Source organism: Haloarcula sp. MBLA0163 (assembly GCF_055632435.1).
Genome location: NZ_CM145745.1, coordinates 1,909,275 through 1,933,015 on the forward strand (window position 1 = coordinate 1,909,275; position 23,741 = coordinate 1,933,015).

At 69.6% G+C, this 23,741-nt stretch carries 27 protein-coding genes; 11 read left to right on the top strand and 16 right to left on the bottom strand.

The features are described 5' to 3' along the window. Window positions 1-75 precede the first annotated feature (75 nt). From meaB to ACV7GQ_RS10165, 6 genes are all read right to left on the bottom strand, one after another. On the bottom strand, window positions 76-1,116 hold the full coding sequence (meaB, locus tag ACV7GQ_RS10140) for a methylmalonyl Co-A mutase-associated GTPase MeaB (RefSeq protein WP_470310127.1): 1,041 nt from the start codon (window positions 1,114-1,116) through the stop codon (window positions 76-78). After that, the gene (locus ACV7GQ_RS10145) at window positions 1,113-1,535 is read right to left on the bottom strand and encodes a cobalamin B12-binding domain-containing protein (protein ID WP_220616616.1); all 423 of its coding nucleotides are present in this window, start codon (window positions 1,533-1,535) and stop codon (window positions 1,113-1,115) included. The genes meaB and ACV7GQ_RS10145 overlap by 4 nt, the downstream gene beginning before the upstream one ends. Before the next feature lie 68 nt (window positions 1,536-1,603). Next, complete coding sequence (locus ACV7GQ_RS10150; protein WP_470310128.1) at window positions 1,604-1,735, bottom strand: hypothetical protein; 132 nt, start codon at window positions 1,733-1,735, stop codon at window positions 1,604-1,606. A 48-nt stretch (window positions 1,736-1,783) separates the two neighbouring features. Then, window positions 1,784-2,212: a hypothetical protein gene (locus ACV7GQ_RS10155; RefSeq protein ID WP_470310129.1), complete on the bottom strand. Its 429-nt coding sequence runs from the start codon at window positions 2,210-2,212 to the stop codon at window positions 1,784-1,786. A 42-nt stretch (window positions 2,213-2,254) separates the two neighbouring features. Further along, window positions 2,255-4,759 carry an alkaline phosphatase PhoX gene (locus tag ACV7GQ_RS10160; protein WP_470310130.1) on the bottom strand — a complete coding sequence of 835 codons (2,505 nt, stop codon included), beginning with the start codon at window positions 4,757-4,759 and terminating at the stop codon, window positions 2,255-2,257. 219 nt (window positions 4,760-4,978) lie between these two features. Next, window positions 4,979-5,266: a DUF7111 family protein gene (locus tag ACV7GQ_RS10165; protein ID WP_470310131.1), complete on the bottom strand. Its 288-nt coding sequence runs from the start codon at window positions 5,264-5,266 to the stop codon at window positions 4,979-4,981. A gap of 88 nt (window positions 5,267-5,354) precedes the next feature. Here ACV7GQ_RS10165 and ACV7GQ_RS10170 point away from each other — a divergent pair, with 88 nt between their 5' ends. Beyond that, entirely contained in the window at window positions 5,355-6,779 is a 1,425-nt protein-coding gene (locus ACV7GQ_RS10170; RefSeq protein WP_470310132.1) for an HTTM domain-containing protein, read from the top strand. A 58-nt stretch (window positions 6,780-6,837) separates the two neighbouring features. Continuing rightward, on the top strand, window positions 6,838-7,137 hold the full coding sequence (locus tag ACV7GQ_RS10175; RefSeq protein WP_470310133.1) for a PadR family transcriptional regulator: 300 nt from the start codon (window positions 6,838-6,840) through the stop codon (window positions 7,135-7,137). Window position 7,138: 1 nt separating this feature from the next. Here ACV7GQ_RS10175 and ACV7GQ_RS10180 read toward each other — a convergent pair whose 3' ends face one another. From ACV7GQ_RS10180 to ACV7GQ_RS10190, 3 genes are all read right to left on the bottom strand, one after another. Next, on the bottom strand, window positions 7,139-8,281 hold the full coding sequence (locus ACV7GQ_RS10180; protein ID WP_470310134.1) for an acyl-CoA dehydrogenase: 1,143 nt from the start codon (window positions 8,279-8,281) through the stop codon (window positions 7,139-7,141). 73 nt (window positions 8,282-8,354) lie between these two features. Beyond that, window positions 8,355-8,966, bottom strand: coding sequence for a DUF7504 family protein (locus ACV7GQ_RS10185; RefSeq protein ID WP_470310135.1), 612 nt, complete (start codon window positions 8,964-8,966; stop codon window positions 8,355-8,357). A 60-nt stretch (window positions 8,967-9,026) separates the two neighbouring features. Then, window positions 9,027-9,884, bottom strand: a complete 858-nt coding sequence (locus ACV7GQ_RS10190; RefSeq protein ID WP_470310136.1) for a 3-hydroxyacyl-CoA dehydrogenase family protein — start codon at window positions 9,882-9,884, stop codon at window positions 9,027-9,029. Between the two features lie 266 nt (window positions 9,885-10,150). Here ACV7GQ_RS10190 and ACV7GQ_RS10195 point away from each other — a divergent pair, with 266 nt between their 5' ends. Beyond that, window positions 10,151-11,026, top strand: a complete 876-nt coding sequence (locus tag ACV7GQ_RS10195) for a class 1 fructose-bisphosphatase (RefSeq protein ID WP_470310137.1) — start codon at window positions 10,151-10,153, stop codon at window positions 11,024-11,026. Here the strand turns inward: ACV7GQ_RS10195 and ACV7GQ_RS10200 are convergent. Further along, a complete protein-coding gene (locus ACV7GQ_RS10200) occupies window positions 11,020-13,014 on the bottom strand; it encodes a PKD domain-containing protein (protein WP_470310138.1) in 1,995 nt (664 codons plus the stop codon). The two genes, ACV7GQ_RS10195 and ACV7GQ_RS10200, sit on opposite strands and share 7 nt — an antisense overlap. 112 nt (window positions 13,015-13,126) lie before the next feature. Between ACV7GQ_RS10200 and ACV7GQ_RS10205 the strand changes: the two genes are divergently transcribed. Continuing rightward, complete coding sequence (locus tag ACV7GQ_RS10205) at window positions 13,127-14,899, top strand: acyl-CoA carboxylase subunit beta (protein ID WP_470310139.1); 1,773 nt, start codon at window positions 13,127-13,129, stop codon at window positions 14,897-14,899. A gap of 1 nt (window position 14,900) precedes the next feature. Here the strand turns inward: ACV7GQ_RS10205 and ACV7GQ_RS10210 are convergent, their stop codons facing one another. From ACV7GQ_RS10210 to ACV7GQ_RS10220, 3 genes are read right to left on the bottom strand one after another with little or no spacing between them, the layout of a single operon-like run. Then, the gene (locus tag ACV7GQ_RS10210) at window positions 14,901-15,134 is read right to left on the bottom strand and encodes a TOBE domain-containing protein (protein ID WP_470310140.1); all 234 of its coding nucleotides are present in this window, start codon (window positions 15,132-15,134) and stop codon (window positions 14,901-14,903) included. Between the two features lie 37 nt (window positions 15,135-15,171). Beyond that, entirely contained in the window at window positions 15,172-15,573 is a 402-nt protein-coding gene (locus tag ACV7GQ_RS10215; protein WP_470310141.1) for a DoxX family membrane protein, read from the bottom strand. 2 nt (window positions 15,574-15,575) lie between these two features. Next, window positions 15,576-16,025, bottom strand: a complete 450-nt coding sequence (locus tag ACV7GQ_RS10220; RefSeq protein WP_470310142.1) for a MaoC family dehydratase — start codon at window positions 16,023-16,025, stop codon at window positions 15,576-15,578. A 90-nt stretch (window positions 16,026-16,115) separates the two neighbouring features. Here ACV7GQ_RS10220 and ACV7GQ_RS10225 point away from each other — a divergent pair, with 90 nt between their 5' ends. The 3 genes from ACV7GQ_RS10225 (at window position 16,116) to ACV7GQ_RS10235 (ending at window position 18,835) form a co-directional block, all read left to right on the top strand. Next, window positions 16,116-16,949 carry an HpcH/HpaI aldolase/citrate lyase family protein gene (locus ACV7GQ_RS10225; protein WP_470310143.1) on the top strand — a complete coding sequence of 278 codons (834 nt, stop codon included), beginning with the start codon at window positions 16,116-16,118 and terminating at the stop codon, window positions 16,947-16,949. A gap of 77 nt (window positions 16,950-17,026) precedes the next feature. Next, complete coding sequence (locus ACV7GQ_RS10230; RefSeq protein ID WP_470310144.1) at window positions 17,027-18,283, top strand: Glu/Leu/Phe/Val family dehydrogenase; 1,257 nt, start codon at window positions 17,027-17,029, stop codon at window positions 18,281-18,283. A 66-nt stretch (window positions 18,284-18,349) separates the two neighbouring features. Next, window positions 18,350-18,835 carry an SRPBCC family protein gene (locus ACV7GQ_RS10235; protein ID WP_470310145.1) on the top strand — a complete coding sequence of 162 codons (486 nt, stop codon included), beginning with the start codon at window positions 18,350-18,352 and terminating at the stop codon, window positions 18,833-18,835. Here ACV7GQ_RS10235 and ACV7GQ_RS10240 read toward each other — a convergent pair. Beyond that, a complete protein-coding gene (locus ACV7GQ_RS10240; RefSeq protein WP_470310146.1) occupies window positions 18,832-19,374 on the bottom strand; it encodes a hypothetical protein in 543 nt (180 codons plus the stop codon). The two genes, ACV7GQ_RS10235 and ACV7GQ_RS10240, sit on opposite strands and share 4 nt — an antisense overlap. 125 nt (window positions 19,375-19,499) lie before the next feature. On the opposite strand from ACV7GQ_RS10240, the gene ACV7GQ_RS10245 reads away from it, so the two are divergent. Further along, window positions 19,500-20,051, top strand: a complete 552-nt coding sequence (locus ACV7GQ_RS10245) for an NAD(P)/FAD-dependent oxidoreductase (RefSeq protein WP_470310147.1) — start codon at window positions 19,500-19,502, stop codon at window positions 20,049-20,051. Next, the gene (locus ACV7GQ_RS10250; protein WP_470310148.1) at window positions 20,048-20,935 is read left to right on the top strand and encodes a DMT family transporter; all 888 of its coding nucleotides are present in this window, start codon (window positions 20,048-20,050) and stop codon (window positions 20,933-20,935) included. The genes ACV7GQ_RS10245 and ACV7GQ_RS10250 overlap by 4 nt, the downstream gene beginning before the upstream one ends. On the opposite strand, the gene ACV7GQ_RS10255 is transcribed toward ACV7GQ_RS10250, so the two are convergent. Continuing rightward, complete coding sequence (locus tag ACV7GQ_RS10255) at window positions 20,928-21,725, bottom strand: RIO1 family regulatory kinase/ATPase domain-containing protein (protein ID WP_470310149.1); 798 nt, start codon at window positions 21,723-21,725, stop codon at window positions 20,928-20,930. The two genes, ACV7GQ_RS10250 and ACV7GQ_RS10255, sit on opposite strands and share 8 nt — an antisense overlap. A 78-nt stretch (window positions 21,726-21,803) precedes the next feature. Here ACV7GQ_RS10255 and ACV7GQ_RS10260 point away from each other — a divergent pair, with 78 nt between their 5' ends. Together ACV7GQ_RS10260 and ACV7GQ_RS10265 are read left to right on the top strand one after the other, a co-directional pair. Next, a complete protein-coding gene (locus ACV7GQ_RS10260; RefSeq protein WP_470310150.1) occupies window positions 21,804-22,943 on the top strand; it encodes an acyl-CoA dehydrogenase family protein in 1,140 nt (379 codons plus the stop codon). A 76-nt stretch (window positions 22,944-23,019) separates the two neighbouring features. After that, window positions 23,020-23,295 (top strand): hypothetical protein, encoded by a 276-nt coding sequence (locus ACV7GQ_RS10265; RefSeq protein ID WP_470310151.1) that lies wholly within the window; start codon window positions 23,020-23,022, stop codon window positions 23,293-23,295. 27 nt (window positions 23,296-23,322) lie between these two features. On the opposite strand, the gene ACV7GQ_RS10270 is transcribed toward ACV7GQ_RS10265, so the two are convergent. After that, window positions 23,323-23,733: a universal stress protein gene (locus tag ACV7GQ_RS10270; RefSeq protein WP_470310152.1), complete on the bottom strand. Its 411-nt coding sequence runs from the start codon at window positions 23,731-23,733 to the stop codon at window positions 23,323-23,325. Window positions 23,734-23,741: the final 8 nt, after the last annotated feature.

Sequence of the window (23,741 nt, forward strand, 5' to 3'; positions counted from 1 at the left end):
TCGAGAATCGCCGCGGAGAACGCACGGCCGACGCGCGCCACCGCGGAGTCGTGGTCCGCGTGGTCGCCCGTCGCCTCACCGGACGTCCTCGGCGTCGAGACACTCCCGGAGCGGCGCGAGCACCTCGTCGACGACGGTGTAGGGGTCCGTCTCGCGGGCCAGCACGGCGTCGACGGCCGACTCGATGCCGCCGTGGCGGTCCAGTTCGCCGGCCACCAGTTCGTTGGCGTCCTCGCGCAACAGCGTCCGTATCTCCGCGGCGAAGCGGTCGCGGGCCTGTCGCTCTCGCTTTCCCGTCCGGTCGAGGAACTCGGCGTGGTCCTCCAGCACCGAGATGAACGCCTCGACGCCCTCGCTCCGGTTGGCCACCGTCTCCACGATGGGCGGGTCCCACGTCCCGTCGGTGTCGCCCGTGTCGTCGGTGCCGGCCCCGTCCCGGTCCGTGCCGGCCACCGCGCCGTGGTGGCCCGCCTTCCCGCCGCTCCGTCCCTGCAGCATCTCCCGCAGCTGCTGGACGGTGCGGTCGGCCCCGTCGAGGTCGGCCTTGTTCACGACGAACACGTCGCCGATCTCGAGGATGCCCGCCTTGAGCATCTGGACGTCGTCGCCGCTCCCCGGCGGTACGAGGACGGCCACCGTGTCGGCGGTCCGCACGATGTCGACCTCGTTCTGTCCGGCGCCGACCGTCTCGACGATTATCACGTCCTTCCCGAAGGCGTCCAGGGCGGTGACGGCGTCCGTCGTCGCCGTCGACAGGCCGCCCAGCGACCCGCGGGCGGACATCGACCGGAAGAACACGTCCATGTCGCCGGCGTTCGACGCCATTCGGATGCGGTCGCCCAGCACCGCTCCGCCGGAGTACGGCGATGACGGGTCGATGGCGATGACGCCGACCGTCAGCCCCCGGTCGCGGTACTCGGCGGCCACCTTGTCGACGAGCGTTGACTTCCCCGCGCCGGGACTGCCGGTGACGCCGACGACGTCGGCGTGGCCGGTGTGCTGGTGTAGCTCCGAGACTATCTCGCGGTAGCCCGGCGCGCGGTTCTCTATCTTCGTGATGACCCGCGCCAGCGCGCTGTGTTTGCCCGCCAGCAGGTCGTCGACGAGGTCGGTCATCGCTCGGGCGCGTGTTCGCGGATGTACGAGATCATCTCCTCCATCGACGCGCCGGGACCGAATATCTCGTCGACGCCCCGGTCCCGCAGCTCGGCCTTGTCGTCGTCGGGGACGATGCCGCCGACGAGGATCAGCCGGTCGTCGAACGCGTCGTACTCCTGCAGGCCGTCGAGGATCTTCGGGACGAGCGTGTTGTGCGCCCCCGAGAGGATGGAGATGCCGACGACGTCGACGTCCTCCTGGACGGCCGCCTGCACGACCTCGTCCGGGGACCGGTGGAGGCCGGAGTAGATGACTTCGAACCCGGCGTCACGGAGCGCCCGCGCGATGACGTGGGCGCCGCGGTCGTGGCCGTCGAGGCCGACTTTCGCGACCAGACACCGGATGGTGCGCTCGCCCTGCTCCTGCTCGACACTCATGCCACCAGCTACCACGGCGTGTGGTTTGACTCTTGCCCCGGTTCCGAGCGCCAGACGGCAGTGGCCGCCTACGCCGGAAACACGAGGTACGGCACGACGAACAGCAACAGGAACAGGAACAGCAACACGAGGCCGTAGCCGGCGAGCGTCCCGGCGGCGGTCAGCCACGCGGGGTGGTCGAACTGGTCGAGCGCCGTCATGACGTCTGAGTCGACCGCGAGCGGTAAAGAAGTTCGGGCGAACGCGGACTACTGCCGGTCCAGTCCGCGCTCCCGGACGCCGTCCCGTATCGTCTCCGCCCGCTTCCGGACGCGGCCGGCGTAGCGCTGGACCTTCTCGGGTTTCTCCCCGTAGAAGGAGGCCACCCAGTGGACGTCGACGCCGGACTGGGTGAGGAAGTACGCGACCAGCGTGTCGCGGCCGGCCTGGATTATCGCCGGCGGGACGCCGCGCTCGCCGGTGCCGGCCTCCTCGAAGCCGTTCACGTCGAAGTAGACGGCGGCGTACAGCGTCGCCGTCTCGGCGTCCTCGAACGCGATACCGCAGTGCTCTGGCGCCTCGAACCGGTACCGCCGCTCGTCGGCCGCGGCGTCGCGCTCGACGATTCGCACGCCGAGGACGTACTCCCGGTAGACGGACTCCGTAGCGGTCGTCGGGTCGTCGGTGGTTTTCGACATCGGATTGTGAGTGGTGGGCGCTGGGGCCCGATAGTCACCGCGTCAGTTCCCCTTGCTCTCGCCGTTCCCGCTGTCCTGTCCGGGGCTGCCGCCGGCCGCCGCCGGGGTGGTGCCGGAGGGCGGCGTCGAGGTGACCTGCCCGCTCCGACCCTCGACGTCGACGGCGTCGTGGTCGTCGTCCGTCAGCGAGTCGACCGTGACGTCGAGTTCGGTCTGGCCGGCGCTCTGCCCCGTGAGTTCCAGCGTCGCCAACGTGACGTCCATCTGGCCGGCCCAGACGGTGTCGACGGGGTCGGCCACGCTGACGGTCGCCGACGTGCCGTCGTCCGCGATGGCGACGTCGCCGTCGAGGCCCTCGGGCACCGAGACCCCGGTGATGTCGGCCACGCGTCCGTCCTCGACGGTGACGGTCATCTCCGCGGCGGTGAAGCCGTCCGGGAGCGACGAGGCGGTTAGTGTCGACTCTGCAGTCCCGCCGATTGCCGTCTCCACGGTGGCCGCGTCCACGACGAGGTTCGGTTCGTAGACGTACAGACAGTCGTTGGGGTACGAGCGGGCGGGGCCGCCGAAACCGTCCTCACAGCACAGCACTCGGCCGTCGTCCATCACGTAGAGGTTGTCGATGTTCCGGAGAGCGTCGTCGGCGTCCTCGGGCGGGTCCGTGAAGTCCGGGCCGACGATGACCGGTTCGAGCGTCGAGACGTTGTAATCGGGTTCCAGTTCCGCCCGGTAGACGACGCCGCCGTCGACGCGGTCGAGCTGGACGTCACCCGTCTCGTTCGCGAGGTCGTCGTTGAACTCCGAGATGCCGAAGTAGACGAAGTCGCCGGGGCCGGCGCCGTCGACGCTGTCGACGCCCTCGGCCTTGTTGAACTCGATGGAGGCGCCGATTTCCTTCGCGGCGGCACGGGTTTCGAGGAAGGGGACCTTCCGCAGGTCCTCGTCGACCTTGCCGGGGCCTCTCGACTCGTACTGTTTGGCCCACGCTAGAATCTCCTCGTCGGTGACGTAGTTCTGGTTGCCGTTCGCGACGACCTCGCGGTCGGCCTCCTCCAGTGCGGCGTCGAGGTCGGACTCCCAGTCGGTCTCGGCGTGCGTTTCGAGGTAGTCGACCTGCGTGACGTCGTCGTACGCGGCTATCCACGACTCGACCTCGGCGTTGCTGGCGTGACCGAGTTCGAGCCACTCGACGTCGAGCGGCGCGTCGGCCGGGGAGTTCCGGGTCCCGGCCTCCGCGGCGTTGGCGGCGTCGTTCGTAATCTTCGGCGCGTACAGCGTCCCGGCGACGTCCATCGGGTCGTCGTAGGACGGAATCGGCTCGTCGGCGACGAACTTGTAGATGCCCTTGCTGTCGCCGTCGGAACAGCCGTAGACGGTCCGCTCGTCGGCCTGGATGTTCGGAGCCTCCCACGCGGCCCGTCCCATCACGTAGTACTTGACCGGCTGGGGCGTCTCGGCCGTCGGTTCGCGGACGTCGACGTGGTAGCCGTAGCGGTAGGGGTTCGGGTAGGCGTCGCCGATTGGCTCCGTCGTGTTCGCGTCCTCGGCCTGGTCGACCCGGTCGGCGCCCAGGTAGTACGCGAGGAACTCGACCCCCTCCATCGCCCAGTAGCCCTGGACGTACCAGCTCTCGTCGCCGTAGTACTCGTCGACGGCGCTCTGGATGCCGGCCGGGTTCGGGCGGTTCCAGAACTGACACGCCCCGAGGAGGCCCTTGCCGGTGCCGGCCTCGGCGACGTCGCCGACCGTCGCCGTCAGGGAGACGCGCGGGTGGGCGTAGTTCTCCTCGGAGGAGAGCATCGTCTCCCACGGGCTCAGGTCGCCGTAACAGTTGATGCGCGTCCCGCCCAGTTCGCGGAGCGGGTCGGTGTTCGCGAGGTTGATGGCGTTCTCCAGGTCGGCCTCCCACTCGCCGTCGGCGGTCTGGCTGAGCGGAATCCGCGAGACGTTGCCGGGACTGTTCTCCCAGTTGGTGAACAGGTACCCCTCGGTCCCGTCCTCGTTGGACGGGACGAACTGGTTGCAGTCCGGGTTCGTCGCTGCGGCCCCGTACTGGGTGCCATCGAAGTTGTCCATCGAGATGTCGGTACCGTCCGGCGTCTGCGTGACGCCCAACCGCTCCGTGCCGCCGTTGATCTCGTCACGGCCCCGTGCGAACAGCGTGTACTCCCCGTCGGCGCCGCGGACCTGCCGTTGCTCGGCGTCGGTCTGTGGCGTCGACAGCTCCTCGAAGTCGTCGTTGTCGCCGTCGAGTTCGAACTGGAACCCGCTGAAGTATCCCACGCCGGCCGTGTCGAACGGCGGTCGGTTGTTCTCCTCCGGGTGCTGGAGGCTGTACAGCAGCGACCCGTCCTCAAAGACGAACGGGCCGGTGACCTCGGCACCGAACGCCGTCGTCGAGAACCGCTTGAGCGACCCCTTCACGCTCGGTGCGCCGGGCGTGTTCGCCTCGGCCACCTCGTCACCGCTCGCGACCCCGGCGACGCTCGCGCCCAGCGCCGCGGCGACCGTACTAGAGATCAGTGTGCGTCGAGTCAAGTCGACCATGCAGGAGTCCGCTCACAGGAGTAGGTAACAATCGTTTATATGAACAGGACGTATCGGTAGTGCTGATACATAGCGAGACGTACCTGAATAGTCAACCGATAGCAAGCGGAACCGGCGGACGCGAGGCTGGTTCGAGCGCCACGTGGCGCCGACGCTGTCCATCGCCGGCGCGTTCGTATCAGTATCCCGACGACAGAAGGCGAGCGTCGTATCGCCGGCCTACATCCCCATGTCGGCGGCCGCCTCGGGGACCGGGAGCGCGTTCGGCGAGGTGCCGAGCAACTCCGCGGCGTGGTCCAGCGCCATGTCGAACCCGTAGTAGCGCTCGAGTTCGTCCCCGTCGGCACTCGGCCGGACCTTCAGCATCGCGTACCCCTCCACGTTCTGGGCGATGGCGGCGGTGCGTCCGTCCGCCTCGAAGGTGAGCAGTCGCTCCGTCTCGGTCTCTCGATATCGGGCGGTGATGCCGTCGGCCGTCGCCTCCGTCGGGTCCTCGGTGTCTGCCATCGACCGGTCGTTGGGACCGGACCCCATGAAAGCTGTCGGTTACGGAGGTGGAAGACTTATGTCCGCGACCGCGCTGTCAGTGGACACCGTGACGTCGACAGTTCGCGAGGCGCTCGGTCGTCGGGTCGCCCTGGACCGGCGGGGCCTCGCCGCCTTCCGTATCTCGCTGGCGGTCGTGCTCCTCGTGGACCTCCTGCGGCGCGCGCCGGACCTCGTCGTTTTCTACACCGACGCCGGCGCCCTCCCCCGGTCGGTGCTTGCGGCGCTGTACCCCGGCTGGAACGACCTCTCGCTGCACGCGCTCTCCGGCGCTGCGTGGGTACAGGTGCTCCTGTTCGTCGCCGCCGGACTCGCCGCCCTCTCCCTCCTCGTCGGCTACCGGACGCGGCTCGCGGCGGTCGTCTCGCTCGTCCTCCTCGTCTCCGTACAGGTGCGGAACCCGTTCGTCCTCAACAGCGGCGACGTGCTCCTGCGTCGGCTGCTGTTCTGGGGCCTCTTCCTCCCGCTCGGGAGCCGGTGGGCCGTCGACGCCACCGAGGGCGCGACCGACGACCACGGCGTCGTCGGCCCCGCCACGGCCGGGCTACTGGCACAGGTGGTCGTCGTCTACGCGACCAACGCCGCCGTGAAACTGCGGGCCGACGTGTGGCTCCGGGGCGACGCGGTCCGGTACGTCTTCCAACTGGACCAGTTCACCGTCCTGCTCGGCGACGTCGTCGCCGGGTGGACGCCCCTCCTGACGCTCGTCGACTGGCTCTGGGTCGGGATGCTGCTGACCTCGCCGCTGCTGGTCGTCCTGACCGGGTGGCGCCGGGCGGCGCTGGCCGGCGCGTTCGTCGCCGCCCACCTCGGGATGGTGCTGACGCTCGCCATCGGCGTGTTCCCGCTGGTCTCGGTGACCGGACTGCTCGCGCTGTTCCCGGGCGTCGTCTGGGACCGGGTCGAGGGGCGGCTCCGACCGCTCGCGTCGCTCTCGACGGTCGGCGAGGGCCGAACGCCGCTCGCCGGGCGCGTGCCGGCGCTCTCTCACGTCGCCCGCGCGGTCGCGGTCTGCTGTCTGGCCGTGATTCTGGTGACGAACGCCGTCGGCCTCGGCGTCGTCGCCGCGCCGGCGGGCACGCCGGACCGACTGACGGACCGCTCGTGGGACATGTTCGCGCCGTCGCCGCCGCTGGCGACGTGGTGGTACGAGGCCCCGGCGAACCTGACCAGCGGTGAGCGCGTCGACGCGCTCACCGGGGAGCCCTACGAGCGCACACGTCCTACCGACGCCGCCGCCCAGTACCCCAACGAACGCTGGCGGAAGTTCCTCGACGACGCCCGGACCGAGCCCCGACTCCTCCGCTCGCTGGCGGGGTTCCTCTGCGAGCGGTGGAACCGGACCCACGCGGACGGGATGACGGCGGTGAGCCTGTGGGTAGCGACGGAGCGGACGGACCTCGACGGCCCCGAGACCGTCGAGCGAGAGCGGTTGGGACGCTACCGCTGTGGCGACGTCCGGACCGGTCGGTGACGGCGGCGCCCGGCGCGAAGTCGAAACACCCGAAGGGGTGCCCGACGTGGGTCCGTCCATGGCGAAGTGGTTCCAGAGCGGTCGGCGGCGGGACATGTGCGTCATCCTCGCCGGGGCCGAGGACGGCGAGCTGACGGGCCAACGGCTCAAGACGCGTCTCGAGCGGCGCTACGACGCGCGCATCGAACCGAAGAGCTTCTACGGGGCGCTGGACGCGATGGCGGACGCCGGGTTCGTCGAACACCGGACCGAGGGCATCGCGGACAAGTACTCGCTGACCGAGGGCGGCGAGCGCCGCCTGCGCGAGCACTACGCGTGGATGGGCGAGCACCTCGGCGAGGCCGACGGCGACCGGTGACTCAGTCCAGCAGCTCGTCGGCGATGGTGTTGCGCAGCACCTCGCTGGTCCCCTCGTATATCTCGTTGAGTTTGGCGTCCCGGTAGAACCGCTCGACGGGGAAGTCCTTCGTGTAGCCGTAGCCGCCGTGGATCTGGATGCCCTCGTTGGCCACCTCGCGGGACACCTCCGAGGCGTACAGTTTGGCCTGTGCGGCCTCCTTGACGAAGTTCTCGCCGCGCATCTTCAGGTCTGCGGCCTGATGCATCAGCAGGCGGGCGGCCTGTGTCTTCGTGTCCATGTCGGCGAGCTTGTGCTGGATGGCCTGGAAGTCCGAGATGGGCTGGTCGAACTGCTCGCGGTCCTGCGCGTACGAGAGGGCCTCGTCCAGCGCGGCCTGTGCGATGCCGACGCCGCGGGCGGCGATAGTGATGCGCCCGCCGTTGAGCGTCTTCAGCGCGTGGACGAACCCGCGGCCCGCCTCGCCGAGGCGGCGCTCCTCGGGGAGGTACATCTCGTCGAACCGCAGTTCCGCCGTCGGACAGCCCTTGTCGCCGAGCTTGTGTTCGGTCCCCTCGACGACGAACCCGTCGTCCTCCTCGGGCCGGACGACGAACGAGGAGATGCCCTTGTTGCCCGCGTCGGGGTCGGTCTTCGCGAACAGGACGACGGTGTCGGCGACCGAGCCGTTGGATATCCACAGTTTCCCGCCGTTCACGACGTAGCCGTCGCCGTCCGGTTCGGCCGTGGTCGTCATCGCGGGCACGTCGCTCCCGGCGCCGGGTTCCGAGAGCGCGAACGCGCCGACGTCCTCGCCCTCGGCCATCGGCGTGAGGTACGTCTCCTTCTGGGCCTCGTCGCCGAACTCGTACACCATGTTGCAGGCCAGCGAGATGTGGGCGGCGACGATGGTGCCGAGGCCGCCGCTCCCGCGGGATATCTCCTCCAGCGCCATCGCGTAGCTGTGGTAGTCGAGGCCGGCACCGCCGTACGCCTCGGGGATGGGCATCCCCATCAGCCCCAACTCGGCCATCTCGTCGACGAGGTCCCACGGGAACTCGTCCGTCTCGTCTATCTCGGCGGCGCGGGGGACGACCTCCTCGTCGACGAACTCCGCGACCATCTCCCGGATCTGGCGCTGCTCCGCTGTGGGACTGAAGTCCATGTGACAGGGTATCGAGGCCCGCGCCTTTACTGTTCGGCAACTGACGGTCCGTTGTCGGGGTTCGTACTCGCGGTCACCCGGTGACGGCGCCGCTCTCTCCGTGGCCCGCGCCCACCGCGTCGTCGACGAGCGTCTGTAGCCGTCTGACCGTCCGCTCGTCGTGTGCCGCCGGGTCGAGGTGGTAGTGTGCGGTGCCGTCGACCGACCGGAACGTGCTCGTGACCGCGTGGAGGAACCGGAACGCGCGCTCGAACGCGACGTGCTGCAGCAGGACCGAGAGGGACTGGAAACACAGCGTCGTCGGACGGTCGGAGCGCCGGCAGTACTCCAGGGCGCTGGTCACGGCCATCCCCAGTCCGGTGAGGTCGTCGGCGTGTTCGACCGCCTCGAACCCGCTGACCGACCCGACGTCGGCGACGGCGTCCTCGTGTCCCGCCACCGTCGCGCTCGGGACGCCGCCGACGACGAGGGCGAACGACCCCGCACGCTCGTCGATGTACGCCGCCCAGTTGTCAAGCCAGCGTCTGTAGGTGGGGCCGAAGGCGACGGCGACGACGTTCCGGCCGCCGGGGTCGGTCCGGGTGAGGAAGTCCGCACAGTGGTGTTCGACGTCGGTGCTGAACGGCGGGCCCATCAGCAACACGTTCGAAGGGTCGGCCGACGGGGGAGGGTCGGGGTCGGTCATCGAGGGGATACTGTACAGCAGATGTCCGCTCGTAAAATAGCTATCCCCGGGGTCGGCGGGTCAGTCGTACTCGTAGAACCCCGCGCCGGTCTTCTTCCCGAGGTCGCCGGCGGCGACCTTCCGCTTCAGGAGGTACGCCGGCTTGTACCGGTCCCCGAGTTCCTCGTGGAGCGTCTCGCTCGCGTCGAGGACGACGTCGAGGCCGATGTGGTCGGCCAGTTCCAGCGGCCCCATCGGGACGTTCGTCCCGAGGGTCAGCCCGCGGTCGATGTCCGCCATCTCCGCGACGCCCTCGTCGTAGGCGCGGATGCCCTCGTTTATCCACGGCATGAGGATGCGGTTGACGACGAAGCCGGGCTTGTCGTCGGCCTCCCACGTCTCTTTCCCGAGGTCTTCGGCGAAGGCGTGGCCCAGGGCGAGGGTGTCGTCGCTCGTCTTCTCGCCGACGACCACCTCGACGCCCTTCATGACGGGGACGGGGTTCATGAAGTGCAGGCCGAGGACGCGCTCCGGTCGGTCGACGACGCTGGCGATGGTCGTGATGGAGAGCGTGCTCGTGTTCGTCGCGAGCACCGTCTCCGGGCCACAGGTCGCGGCGAGGTCCTCGAAGACGGCCTGCTTGACGTCCATGTCCTCGGTGACCGCCTCGACCACGAGGTCACAGTCGGACAGGTCGACGAGGTCGGTCGTTCCCTCGATGCGGTCCCGGGCGCGGTCGGCCTCCAAGCGGGTCAGTTCGTCCCGGGCGACGAGTCGGGTGAGGCTCTCGTCGATGTCCTCGAACCCCGCGGAGACGAACTGTTGTTCGACGTCGCGCATCACGACGTCGTGGCCCGCGGTGGCGGCGACCTGCGCGATGCCGTTGCCCATCGTGCCGGCACCCACGACGCCGACGCGGTCGATGTCGTCGAGTTGCATACCCGGCGGTTCGCTCGCCGCTCGTGTAAGTCTGCCGACCTTAGGAGAACGATAACTAACCTTACCATTGCATAAGCGTGTGGCTAAGTGTCATGCCCAAACCCAGAGATGGCGGCGGCCCCGAATAATTGACTCGCTCCGTAGTAAATGTCAGCAACAAGATACTTATGGTGTGGGCCAGAAGCACTGAGTGACGAGACACACTGGGAACCACCCCCGGCCGACCCCACACCCGACTCGGCCGGCACGCCCCAGCCCCACCATAGATGAGTAAATCACTCGACGCCTCGGCCGCCCAGGCCGACCGGACGGTCGCACAGGTCATCGACACAATCGCGGACGCGGCGAGCGACGTTCGAACAGCCATCGCGACGGAACGCGAACACAGCGGCACGGTCAACCCCAGCGGCGACGAGCAGCTGGCCGCCGACCTCCGGGCGGACGAGCTGTTCGAGGACCGCATCCTCGGCATCGACGGCGTCGCCACCTACGCCAGCGAGGAACGCGAGGAGGTCGCGACCAGCGACGGGCGCCTCCACGTCGCGATGGACCCGCTGGACGGCTCGTCCAATCTGGAACCGAACAGCGGCATGGGCACCATCTTCGGCGTCTACAGCGAGCGCCCGCCCACGACTGGCCGGAACCTGCTGGCCGCCGGGTTCGTCATCTACGGCCCGGTCACGTCGATGGTCGTCGCCCGCGACGGCCGCGTGAAGGAGTACGTCCTCGGCGACGAGCGGCGACTCGTCGACGACGACGTGACCGTCCCCGAGGACCCGACCGTGTTCGGGTTCGGCGGCGGCGTCGACTCGTGGACCGACGAGTTCCAGACGTTCGCCGAGGGGATTCGCCACGAACTCAAGCTCCGCTACGGCGGCGCGATGATAGCCGACATCAACCAGGTGCTCACCTACGGCGGCATCTTCGCCTACCCAGCACTGGAGTCCCGCCCCGAGGGGAAGCTCCGCCTCCAGTTCGAGGGCCAGCCGATGGCCTACATCGTCGAGGCGGCCGGCGGCCGGTCCTCGGACGGCGAGCAGTCGCTCCTCGACCTGGACCCCGACGAACTCCACGAGCGCACGCCCCTCCACCTCGGTAACGCCGGCCTCGTCGACCGCCTCGAGTCCGAGGTCGGTCAGTAGCCGAGGTATATCGCCAGCGCCTTCAGGACACCGTAGACAACCACGACCAGTCCCACGAGGACCCCCAGTACCGTCCCGACGATGCCGCCGGGCCAGAGGGCGAGCGGGTTCGGGACGGGCGGGAGCGACGGCAGGCCCGGCAGTGCCAACCCGCCACCGGCGTCACTGACGTTCGTGACTCGCTGACTCCCGACTTCGAGAGGGCCCGCCTCGCCCACGTCCCTGGCGAACTCCGTGGTCCGCGTCTCGCCGGCGGGCACCGTCATCTCGCGGGTGGCGAGCGTCGAGTCGTTCAGGAAGACAGTGACGAGGTAGTCGCCCGTCGCGGTCCCCCGGTTCGTCAGCGTCACCGTGAGCACGGCCCGGTCGCCGACCGAGAGGTTGGCGGGGTCCACGGTGACGTTCGTGACCCGAACGTCCGGAGTACCCTGCCGTTCGGCCGGTTCGCTCGGCGTCGCTGTGGCCCGCTCGGTCGGTGTCTCGGTCGCCGCCACGGCGGGGTCGTCGGACGGGGACTCGCCGAGGCCCACGGCGAACCGCGAGAGGCCCGGCGCCGTCGCCCGGTAGACGACGCGGGTGTCGCCGCGTTCGACGACCGCCGTCTCGAGCGCCGTCCACCCGCCGTCGTCGCGGTACAGCGTCACCGCCTCGGGGCCGACCTCGTGACGGTCCAGCGCCGCCCGGTCGACGGCGAACCGCATCGTCACGCCCTCCGCGGGCACGTCGCCGTGGTCTATCTCGAACAGCGCGAGGCCCGCGTCACCCGTCGCCGTCGCGAGCGAAGGGGGCGTCCGGTTGCGCGCCCTGAACGCGACCGGCACGGTCCCGTCGTCCGGTAGCGAGGCCGTCAGGCGCAGCAGCGATGCGTTCGCTCCCGAGACGAGCGGCCCGTCCGGCGCGTCGACGGTCTGTGCGAACCCCGTCCCGTCGACCGTCGCCGTGGCGTGCGTGGCGTTGTGCCGGGTGAGGTCGACCGCGCCGGTGCTCCCGTTGGCCGTCCTGACGGTCACGGTCCGCGTGGCGACGGCGGCGTTGCCGAAGGGGTCGGTCACTTCCACGGAAATCTCGTGGGTGCCCGGCGTCGCGAACGCCACGCGAATCGACTCGCCCGGGATGATGGTGCCGCCGTCGACGCGCCAGCGGTAGTCCTCGATCCGCTGGTCGTCGGTGGAGCCGGCCGCGGTGAAGTTCACCGGGTCGCCGACGGTGGCGTTCTCGGGGCCGTCGAGCGAGACGTTCGGGGCGGACCCGTCGTAGCGGAACTGCTCCAGCCGACTGAAATCGATGCTGTTGTTGTAGCGGTCGGTGGCCGACATCCAGAGGACCGCGTACTTCCCCTCCTCCGGGAACGTGTAGCGGGTCGTGTACACCGCCGTGGCGTCGACCGACTCGTCGAAGTCCGAGCGGTTCAGCTCGTCCGTCGTCGGGCCACCGATACTGACGCGGAGGCCGTCGAGCGGTTCGTTCGTCTCCGCCCGTATCTCGACGGTCGACTCGTTCACCCGGCGCAACTCGTAGGACCGATAGCGTGGCGTCACGGTGTCCATCCCGGAGACGGTGACGGTACCCTCGGAGAGGGCGTTGCCCGCCTCGTCCTCGATGGTGGCGCCGCTCCGGAGCCCGACAGTGACCTCGTTCACGTCGAGCCGGCCGTCGAGAGACAGCGTGACCCGGGCACCGGTTCGGTTCTCGCCGCCGACGTCCAGCGACGTGACGGAGACGTTCTCGACGGTCCCCTCGGTCAGCACGAAGTCGTCGGCCGAGATGCTCCCCGTGTCGAGGGTCCCGTCGTCGTAGACGGTCACCTCGATAGCGGTCGCGTTCCCCTTCGTCGCGTTCCCCCACTCCGGGGGCGTCGTATCGGCGGCCGCGACGGGACCGCCCGCGACGACGGCGAGGGCACCGAGGAGGAGCACGGCGACGAGGGTGCGCGAAATCCCCCGAGAAGCGGGACTGCTCCGCGTTCCCTCGGTGCTGGCGACGCTCATTACGTGCCAGTTGCCTACCACCGGTTATCAATCGCCCGGCGACGTTACGAGCGATGATAATCGAACCGCGAGCGGGGTAAGGACTGTGACCCCCGGGGCCGTGGGACACGGTATGAAGGTTCGCATCGCCGCAGACGCCAGCCGCGACGAGGCGTCGGCCATCGCCGCCGCCGTCGCCGAACACGTCGGAGAGCGGGTCGAGGTGTACGTCGGCGACGGCGACGCCCCCACGTTCGTCGAGGAGATAGCCGAGGCCGACGCGGACGAGGGCGGGACCGTCGACGGTGGCGACGTCGACGAGGCGGGCCCCACCGACCGGGAGCGACGGCTCCGCGAGGAGATAGCCGACATCGAGCGCGGCGGGCCCGAGAAGTACCGCGAGCGCCTCGCCGAACAGGGCAAGCTGTTCGTCCGCGACCGGCTCGAACTCTGGTTCGGCGAGGATGGACTGGACTTCGAGGACGGTCGCTTCGCGAACTTCGACGCGTGGCACGCCGACAGTCCCGAGGTCGAGGAGTACGACGAGGGGACCCGTCTCCCCGCCGACGGGATGCTCACCGGCGCGGCGACGCTCGACGGTCGGAAGCTCCACGTCGCCGCGAACGACTTCACCGTCAAGGCCGGGTCGATGGCCGAGCGGGGCGTCGAGAAGTTCCTCCGCCTCCAGCAGCGCGCCCTGAAGACCGGGCGGCCCGCCCTCTACCTCGTGGACTCCTCTGGCGGCCGCATCGACCAGCAGACCGGCTTCTTCGCCAACCGCGAGGGCATCGGGAAGTTCTACTTCAACCACTCGCGGCTCTCGGGGGCCGTCCCGCAGATATGCGTGCTGTACGGGCCCTGTATCGCCGGCGCGGCCTACACGCCGGTGTTCTCGGACTTCACCGTGATGGTCCGCGGGATGAGCGCGCTGGCCATCGCCTCGCCGCGGATGGTCGAGATGGTCACCGGCGAGGACATCGACCTCGAGACGCTGGGCGGCCCGGACGTCCACGCGCGTCACTCCGGGAGCGCGGACCTCGTGGCCGACGACGAGGAACACGCCCGCGAACTCGTCGCGGACCTGATAACGTACCTGCCGGACAACGCCGACGAGAAACCGCCGCGGGCCGAGACCGTCGCCCCGTCGAAGTCTCCCGCCGGGCTCGACGGCGTCGTCCCCGAGGAACCGAACAAGGGGTACGACATGCACCGCGTGATAGAGCGCGTCGTCGACGGGGACTCCTTCTTCGAGCTCCAGCCGGAGTACGGCAAGGAGATACTCACCGGGTTCGCCCGGGTCGACGGCCGCTCGGTCGGCGTCGTCGCCAACCAACCCGCACAGCGGGCCGGCGCCATCTTCCCCGACGCGGCCCGCAAGGCCGCCGAGTTCGTCTGGAAGTGCGACGCCTACAACGTCCCGCTGCTGTACCTCTGTGACACGCCGGGGTTCATGGCCGGGTCCGGCGTCGAGAAGGAGGGCATCCTCGAGGCGGGCAAGAAGATGATCTACGCCACCTCCTCGGCCACCGTCCCGAAGCAGTGCGTCGTCGTCCGCAAGGCGTACGGCGCGGGCATCTACGCGATGTCGGGGCCAGCCTACGACCCGGAGGCGACGCTGGCGCTCCCGAGCGGCGAGATCGCCATCATGGGGCCGGAGGCGGCCATCAACGCCGTCTACGCGAACAAGCTCGACGCCATCGACGACCCCGAGGAACGGGCCGAACGCGAGCAGGAGCTCCGCGAGGAGTACCGCCGCGACATCGACGCCCACCGGATGGCGAGCGAGGTCGTCATCGACGAGATCGTCCCGCCGGGCGACCTGCGGGCGGAACTGGCCGCCCGCTTCGAGATGTACGAGACCGTCGAGAAGGACCGTCCGGACAAGAAACACGGGACGGTCATCTGAGTCAGTCGGCGTCCACCATCACGTCGCTGGCCTTCACGACCGCGCTGACCTCGTCGCCGGGGACGAGGTCGAGGCGTTCGGCCGAGGAGCGCGTGATGGTCGAGGTCACTGTCTGTCCGCCGTCGAGTTCGACCACGACCTCTGCCATCAGGCCGTCCATCTCGACGGCCGTCACGGTGCCGTGCAGGCTGTTTCTGGCACTGAGTACCATGTACTCGTTACGCACCTCTGACACATATATCGTGCTGGTCGGTCGTGCCGGTACGTCGTGCTTACTCCAGCGAGCGGACCAGTACCGCCGTGGCCAGCGCCGTCAGGCCCACGTCGCGCACCATCACGTCCAGAAAGAGGCCGCTCTGGGAGAGACCGACGACGGCGAGATACAGCGTCGTGGCGGCCAGCGAGACGGCCGCCACCGCGGACGCGGCCGTCGTGTAGCGGTCCGCGACCAGGACACCACCGAACCCCAGTTCCAACACCCCGTTGAGGAGCATGAACTGGACCGGCGTGACGACGAGCCACGGCGCCAGCCACCCGACGACGTACGCCGCCCACGCGGCGGGCGCGACGAGCTTGTGGACGCCGGCGAGCAGGAGCATCGCGCCGAGGCCGACGCGAGCGACGGCGTCCGGGTCCACCCGACGGGCCGTCTCACGGGCGCGTGTCGCGCCCATCCTCACTCCTCGGCGCGCTGGACCAGCGCAGTTCGCTCGAACGAACAGACGAGCGTGTCGTCCTGCTTGTAGACGTCGACCCGCATCGTGACCACGCCCCGGTCCCCGTCGCTGGTCGGGCGCTTGTCCGTGACGGTGGACTCCGCGCGGATGGTGTCCCCGTGGAACACCGGCGCGGGATGCTCCACGTCGTCGTACGAGAGGTTCGCGACGATGGTGCCGTCCGTCGTGTCGGGGATGGTCAGGCCGACGGCGAGCGACATCGTGTAGAGGCCGTTGACGAGGCGTTCGCCGAACTGCGTCTCGCCCGCGAACTCCGCGTCGAGGTGGAGCGGTTGCTGGTTCATCGTGAGGTCGCAGAACCGCTGGTTGTCGCTCTCGCTCACCGTCCGGCGCTTCCCGTGCTCGATGGTCTCCCCCTCGGTGAACTCCTCGTAGTACAGGCCGGTCATACCGGGAGGTGGTCCGCCGCGGCCTTATCGGTGCGGGACGGGTGCGGCCGAGCGCCGACACTTACGGGCCGGGGCGACGAACGGGGGCGTATGCCCCGCAGAAGCGTCCTGTTCTCCCCCGGCGACGAACCCGAGAAGCTCCGGAAGGCACCGCGGAGCGACGCCGACGTGGTCGTCTTCGACCTCGAAGACGCCGTCGTCCCCGACGCCAAACCGGCCGCCCGCGAGGCCGTCCGGGACGCGCTCGCGGCGGTGCTGCCGGCCGACTGCGAGGTCTGTGTCCGCGTCAACCCGGTCGGCGCCGGCGCGGCCGAGGACCTCGCCGTCGTGGCCGACGCCCCGGCGCCCGACAGCGTGATGCTCCCGAAGACCGGCGGCGGCGAGGACGTGCGACGGCTCGCCGAGTTGCTCGACCAAGCGGGCCTCGACTGTCCGGTCCTGGCGCTCGTCGAGTCCGCCGCGGGCGTGCTCCACGCCGAGGCCATCGCGGCCGTCGAGGCGACGGACGCCCTCGTGTTCGGGGCCGAGGACCTCGCCGGCGACATCGGCGCGACCCGGAGCGAGGACCGGAGCGAGGTCGCCCACGCCCGCCAGCACGTCGTCCTCGCGGCCCGAGCGGCGGGGGTGACCCCAATCGACACGCACTTCCCGAACTTCACCGACGACGCCGGCCTCCGCCGGGACGCCCGCCGCGCGCTGCAGTTGGGCTACGACGGGAAACTCGCCATCCACCCGGCCCAGGCGACGGTCTGCAACGACGTGTTCACGCCCGACGCGGAGCGGGTCGAGTGGGCCGAGCGAATCCTCTCGGCCCGCGACGAGGCCGACGGCGGCGTCTTCGTCGTCGACGGCGAGATGATAGACGCCCCGCAGATTCGACAGGCGGAGCGGGTCCTCGAACGGGCCGGCGTCGACGACGCCTGAGCGCCGGATACCTACGACGGCACCACGGAACTGCGGCCGGCGGCACCCTTTTGTCTCCGGTCGGCTACTGAGTACGTATGTCTGACGAGGTGAACCCGTTCGAGAGCTTGCAGGAGCAGATCGACGACGCCGCCGCCTACCTCGAGTACTCCACGGACGTTCTCGAACGCCTCAAACACCCCGAACGCGTCCTCGAGACGACCCTCTCCGTCGAGATGGACGACGGCTCCGTCGAGGTGTTCAGGGCCTTCCGCTCGCAGTTCAACGGCGACCGCGGGCCGTACAAGGGCGGCATCCGCTACCACCCGCAGGTCTCCCGCGACGAGGTCAAGGCCCTCTCCGGGTGGATGGTGTACAAGTGCGCCGCCGTCAACATCCCCTACGGCGGCGGCAAGGGGGGTATCAAGTTCGACCCGCGCCAGTACTCCGCCAGCGAAGTCGAGCGCATCACCCGCTCGTTCGCGAAGGAGCTCCGGCCCATCATCGGCGAGGACCGGGACATCCCCGCGCCGGACGTCAACACCGGCCAGCGGGAGATGAACTGGATAAAGGACACCTACGAGACGCTGGAGAACACGACCGAACCGGGCGTCATCACCGGCAAGGCGCCCGAGTCCGGCGGGAGCGCCGGCCGGGTCGAGGCGACCGGACGGTCGGTGATGCTCACCACCCGCGAGGCCTTCGACTATCTCGACAAGGACATCGAGGGCGCGACCGTCGCCGTGCAGGGGTACGGCAACGCCGGCTCGGTCGCCGCGAAGCTCATCGACGACCTGGGCGCGAACGTCGTCGCCGTCTCGGACTCCTCCGGAGCCGTCTACAACCCCGACGGCTTCGACGCACGCGCCGCGAAGGACCACAAGAACGAGACCGGGTCGCTCGCCGGGTTCGAGGGCGCCACGGAGGAACTCACGAACGAAGACCTGCTGACGATGGACGTCGACCTGCTCATCCCGGCGGCGCTGGAGAACGCCATCGACGGCGACATCGCCAACGACGTGCAGGCCGACATCATCGTGGAGGCGGCCAACGGGCCGCTGACGCCGCGCGCCGACGACGTGCTCTCGGAGCGCGACGTGGCCGTCTTCCCCGACATCCTCGCGAACGCCGGCGGCGTGACGGTGTCGTACTTCGAGTGGGTCCAGAACCGCCAGCGGTTCTACTGGGACGAACAGCGCGTCAACGACGAACTCGAACGGGTCATCACGACGGCCTTCGAGGACCTCGTCGAGACCTACGAGCGCACCGACGCCGAGGACTTCCGCACCGCGATGTACGTCGTCGCCATCGAACGCGTCGTCGACGCCGCGGAAGAGGGCGGCATCTGGCCCTGAACGCCTGCCTGCGGCCGGCTCGGTGACACCGTCGGGGTTTTCCCCCTGTCCCCCCAAGTCCGGGGTATGCCCGTCTTCGAGCGAGAGGTCCGTGTGTCGGCGCCGCTGTCCGAGGTCTGGGAGTTCCACTCGACGGCCGACGGTCTCGTCGCTCTCACACCCGACTGGATGCACCTGCGAGTCGAGGAGACGCGCGGTCCCGACGGGGAGCCGGACCCCGAGGTGCTGGAACCGGGGTCGGTCGTCGTCTCCTCGGTCAAGCCGTTCGGCGTCGCGCCGCGCCAGCGCTGGGTCTCGGAGATCGTCGCCCGCGAGGAGAGCGAGACGGAGGCGATGTTCTGCGACGTGATGACCGAGGGGCCGTTCCCCGAGTGGGAACACACCCACCGGTTCCGGGCCGACGGCGACGACGCCACCATCGTCCACGACCGGGTGGAGTACGAACTCCCCGGGGGTCCGCTCGGCCGGGCGGTCGGTCCCATCGGGTTCCTCGGCATGGAACCGATGTTCCGCTACCGCCACCGCGAGACGAGGGCGCTACTCGAGGCCTAGCCGTCCAGATACTGGGCCTCGGTCTCCTCGACGGCGACCGGGACCTCGCGGACCGCCGACCGACCGTCGAGCTCGACGGTCACGGTCACCGTCCGTGGCGCCACCGACACCACCCGGTCGAGCGGGACGCTCGGTTCGCTCACGACCTCGCCGTCGCGGTTCCGGGTGATAGCGTAGTCGACCGTGACGACGAGGCCGAACGCGAGGCTCCGTATCCCCCGACCGAGGCCGGGGTCCGGTTCGTCAAGTCGGTCCTCGACGACGGCGAGGACCGTCTCGGCGGCGTGTTCGAACGCCGTCCAGCGGACCCACTCGCCGAACGGCCGCGTCTCGCCGTCTTCGCGCACGGCGTCGCGTTCCGGGAGGTACGTCACCGCGTCGCCGGAGACGGTCGCCGTCGTCTCGACCGGGGCACCGCTGGGCCGGTGGAGGGCGCCGTCGGCGACGATGTCCGCTCTGGTCGAGTCCGCGACGGCGGTGGCACCGACCAGCGCCGCCACGCCACCGCCGAGGCCGGCGAGGTACTGTCGTCGGTTCACACTCGTACAGTGGGCGAATCGGGGAATAAGCGTTCAGATAGGTCAAACGGCGCTTGTAGCGCCCGCGTCTCGGGCCGACCATCAACGGGCGTACATTTATCCACCACTGCGACCCATTGGCACCCATGACGGACGTACTGGTCGTCGGCGGGGGCCCCGCCGGTCTGAGCGCCGCACTGTTCACAGCGAAGAACGGTCTCGACACGGTGGTCTACGACACCGACGAGACGTGGCTCCACAGCGCGCACCTGTTCAACTACCTCGGCATCGAGTCCCGGGACGGGACCGAGTTCCTCGAGGACGCTCGCGACCAGGTCGAGGGGTTCGGCGTCGACCTTCGCGAGGGGGAGGTCAGCGCCGTCGAGCAGTCCGACGACGAGTTCGTCGCCACCACCGAGGACGGCGAGACGGCGGCGACGTACCTCGTCCTCGCGACCGGTACCGACCGCTCGCTGGCCGAGGACCTGGGCTGTGAGTTCGACGGCGACGTTGTGGACGTGACCGTCTCGATGGAGACCAGCGTCGAGGACGCCTACGCAACCGGGGCGATGGTACGGGACCAGGAGTGGCAGGCCATCATCTCGGCCGGCGACGGCGGCGCGGCCGCACTCGACGTCCTCTCGAAGGAGGAGGGCGAGCACTTCCACGACTTCGACACCCCGGACGACGCCGAGTGAGCGACGCGGAGCTAGACCCCCGAATCGCCCTCGTCGTCGCGGTTCTCGCGGTCAGTACCAGCGCGATTCTGGTCCGGGCCAGCGACGCGCCCGCCAGCGTCGCGGCGCTCCACCGGGTCGTCGCGACGACGCTCGTCGTCGCGCCGCTGGCACTGGGCCACGACCCCGGTGCGTTCGGGCGACTCGCGCCGCGTGACATCGTCGCAGCGGCGGCGACGGGCGTGGCGCTGGCCGTCCACTTCGCGACGTGGTTCGAGAGCCTCGCGTGGACGAGCGTGGCGGCCTCGGTGACGCTCGTCCAGTCACAGCCGCTGTTCGTGGCGCTCGGGGCGTGGGCGCTACTGGACGAGCGCGTCACGCGGGGGACGACGGCCGGAATCCTGGTGGCCGTCGTCGGCATCGTGGTGATGTCGCTCGGCGAACTGCTCGGCGGCGGCGTCGGCCCGAACCCGCTGTACGGCAACGCGCTGGCGCTCGTCGGCGGGGTGATGGCCGCCGCCTACGTGCTCGCCGGGCGGTCGCTCCGCCAGCGGTTCCCGCTGCTCCCGTACGTCACTATCGTCTACGCCGTCGCCGGTGCCTGCTTGCTCGTCTTCGTCGTCGGGAGCGGTCACCCCGTCCTCGACTATCCGCCGCGCGAGTGGCTCCTGTTCTTCCTGATGGCCGTCGGCCCGGGGCTGTTCGGCCACACGGTGCTGAACTGGGCGCTGGGCCACCTCGACTCGAGCCTGGTGAGCGTCTCGCTGCTGGGCGAACCCGTCGGGAGCGCGCTGCTGGCCCTGTTCCTCCTCGCCGAGGTGCCCGGCCCGTGGACGCTCGCGGGCGGCGTCGTCGTCCTCGCCGGCATCGGCGTCACGGCCCGGTCGCGGAACGCGGTCAGTTAGCCCGCTGTTCGACGGCGCCGCGGATGGCCGCGGCGTCGAAGTCGTGGTCCGGCCGGATGTTGACGAAGTCGAGGAACTCCTCGGCGGCCAGCAGTTCGTCGGTGGTGTAGTACCGCGCCGCGGCCGCGACGGCCCGGCGGGCGCCGACCAGCGGCTCCAGCGCTCCCAGCGCGCAGGCGAGGTCGTACGCCCGCGCGTCGTCGATGGCGTCCTCGCGGACGCTGGTCGCGTCGATGAAGTACACCGCGTCGTCGGCGACGAGGACGTTCTCACACCGGAAGTCGCCGTGGGCGAGGCCGGCCTCGTGCATCCGGTGGAGGTAGTCGAACACCGTCTCCACGTGCCGGTCGACGGCCCCGGCCGGCAGCTCGTCGAGCGTCCGGAAGTCCCGCAGGTACTCGAAGACGAGGACGCCCATGCCCTCGTACTCGAAGGCCTCGATGGGCTCCGGCGCGTTGACGCCCAGTTCGCGCATCCGCTCGGTCGCCTCGAGTTCGTGGGCGGCCATCTGGGCCGGCGTCCCGAAGTGCTCGAAGAACCCCTCGGTGCCCGAGGAGAACGCCCCGAGGTTCCGGCCGGTCGTCAGGAGCGCGTGGACCAGCGAGTTCTGCTGGGTGATGACCTTCACGAACCAGCGGTCGGAGACGACGAACGGCGTCGAGAGCCAGTTGTCGGCGTCCAGGAACACCACGCGGCCCGAGGGCTCGTCGTACCGCTCCAGCACCGCGCGGGCGACCCCCTCCAGTCGGTCCCACGGGACCGTCCCCCGGAGGAGCCGTCGAAACGCCATCGTCCGGACGGAGGCGGGGCGGGCGGATAGGGTTTGTGTCCCCCATGGTATTTGTTGACAGGACGCGTAGCCGGAGGCATGGACTTCACCCTCCCAGCGGAGCACCGCATGATACGGGACTCGGTCCGGGAGTTCTGTGACGAGGAGATAGCGCCCATCGCACAGGACATCGAGGACGAACACCGGTTCCCCGCCGAGGTGTTCGACGAACTCGCCGAACTGGACGTGATGGGCGTCCCCATCTCCGAGGCGTGGGGCGGCCTCGGCGGCGACCAGTTGATGTACGCGCTGGTCTGTGAGGAGCTGGGCCGTGTCTCCGGCTCCGTGGGCCTCTCGTACGCCGCCCACGTCTCGCTGGGGTCGAAGCCCATCGAACTGTTCGGCACGGACGCCCAGAAGGAGCGCTGGCTCGAACCGCTGGCGACCGGCGCCCACCTCGGGTCGTGGGCGCTGACCGAACCCGGGAGCGGGAGCGACGCCAGCGACATGGACACGACCGCGGAGCGAGACGGCGACGAGTGGGTGCTGAACGGCACCAAGCAGTTCATCACCAACGCCTCCGTCGCCGGGTCCGTCCTCGTCAAAGCCGTCACAGACCCCGAGGCCGGCTACGACGGCATCTCGACGTTCGTCGTCGGCCCCGATGACGACGGCTGGGAGGTCACGACCGAGTGGGACAAGATGGGGCTGAACGCCTCGCCGACCTGCGAACTGCTGTTCGACGACTGCCGGATTCCCGCGGACCGACTGCTCGGCGAGGAGGGCGAGGGCTGGAAGCAGACGCTCAAGACGCTCAACGGCGGACGCATCTCCATCGCCGCGCTCTCGGTCGGACTGGCACAGGGCGCGTTCGAGGCCGCGAAGTCCTACGCGACCGAACGCGAGCAGTTCGACCGGCCCATCTCGAAGTTCGACGCCGTCCGGGACAAGATAGTCGAGATGGACCGCAAGATAGAGCGCGCGCGACTGCTGACGCACAAGGCCGCGACGATGTACGACGCCGGGGAGGACACGACGCGCATCTCGTCGCTCGCGAAGCTCGACGCGAGCGAGATATGCCGGGAGGTCGCCGAAGACGCCGTCCAGGTGCTCGGCGGCTACGGCTACACCACCGACTTCGCGCCACAGCGGTTCTACCGCGACGCGAAGCTGATGGAGATAGGCGAGGGGACCAGCGAGATACAGCGACTGGTCCTCGGTCGCGAGTTGGGCCTGTAGTACGTACCAACTGCGTCCCGGTACCCTCCGCTTTCCCACGGTCGGTTCTCGGTAAGTTCCCACAAGAGGAACGCCTATGGCGCAAGGCGTGGCCTACCACGCCATGGACCTGCCGGACATCCCGCGACCGAGCGCAGACACCCTCGACCAACTCGCAGGCGTCACCGGACTGGGGTGGACGACGTCACTACTGGGCGTCCTCACCTCGCTCGTCGGCTACGGAAACAGCGTACTCAGCCGATTCGCCGCGGACCCGCAGACGCTCCTGTTCGTCGGCGCCGCGTTCTTCCTGGCGACGCTTGGCCTCGACAGACTCGCCGCGTCGATGCGGGAGCGGGGGGCGACAGAGTAGCCTCGGGCCGCCGCGGTGACGGCCGCCTCAGGCGTTCGTCTTCGGGACGATGGTGACCGGGACGGACGCGGCGTCGACCACGGAGAAGGCGGCGTCGCCCGACGCCAGTCTGCCTCTGAGTCCCTTCGGTTCGTGGCCCATGACGATGTGGGTGATGTCGACGTCGGCGGCGACCTCCAGCAGCTCGTGCCCGATACGGGTGCCTTCACGCGTGCCCGACCGGCCGACGTGTTCCAGCGCCACCGTGGCGACCACCGTCTCGTCTGCGAGGCGGTCTCTGAGCATGTCTCGGACCTGTTTCGCCTCGGCGTCGGCGAGCTGGTCGTCGAGCAGGTGGACCACGTACAGCTCCTCGTCGAGAGCCTCGGCGAGTCTGACGGCGGTGTCGACGACCCCGTCGGACACCGCGTCGTTGGCGACGGCCGCGAGGATAGTCATGTGGGAGG